The sequence below is a fragment of the Pseudomonas sp. LSJ-87 genome, assembly GCF_032971465.1.
Lineage (GTDB): Bacteria > Pseudomonadota > Gammaproteobacteria > Pseudomonadales > Pseudomonadaceae > Aquipseudomonas > Aquipseudomonas putida_Z.
This window is the reverse complement of sequence record NZ_JAWJYQ010000112.1, coordinates 1-743: the sequence shown is the minus strand read 5'-3', so window position 1 is coordinate 743 and position 743 is coordinate 1. Positions and strand designations below refer to the sequence as shown.

Below are 743 nucleotides of genomic sequence, written 5' to 3'. Positions count from 1 at the left end.
TTTGATCGTTCCCTTCCCCACGTTAACGTCGGCACTATCGGCCACGTTGACCACGGTAAGACCACTCTGACCGCAGCTCTGACTCGCGTCTGCTCCGAAGTTTTCGGTTCGGCAGTCGTTGAGTTCGACAAGATCGACTCGGCTCCGGAAGAAAAAGCGCGCGGTATCACCATCAACACCGCTCACGTCGAGTACAACTCGAACATTCGTCACTACGCTCACGTTGACTGCCCAGGTCACGCTGACTACGTGAAGAACATGATCACCGGTGCTGCCCAGATGGACGGCGCGATCCTGGTTTGCTCGGCCGCCGATGGTCCGATGCCACAAACCCGTGAGCACATCCTGCTGTCCCGTCAGGTGGGCGTTCCTTACATCGTGGTCTTCCTGAACAAGGCTGACCTGGTAGACGACGCCGAGCTGCTGGAACTGGTCGAGATGGAAGTTCGCGACCTGCTGTCCACCTACGACTTCCCAGGCGACGACACCCCGATCATCATCGGTTCGGCTCGTATGGCCCTGGAAGGCAAAGACGACAACGAAATGGGTACTACCGCTGTCAAGAAGCTGGTAGAAACTCTGGATGCCTACATCCCTGAGCCAGTTCGTGCCGTTGACCAGCCGTTCCTGATGCCGATCGAAGACGTATTCTCGATCTCGGGTCGTGGTACCGTTGTTACCGGTCGTATCGAGCGTGGTATCGTCCGCGTTCAGGATCCGCTGGAAATCGTTGGTCTGCGTGA

The 743-nt window shown here is 57.3% G+C and carries 1 protein-coding gene; it reads left to right on the top strand.

Features of this window, described 5'->3' with window-relative positions:
• Positions 1-743 (top strand): elongation factor Tu (locus tag RYH74_RS26300; protein ID WP_317410620.1); only part of this gene is annotated, 743 nt, incomplete at both ends.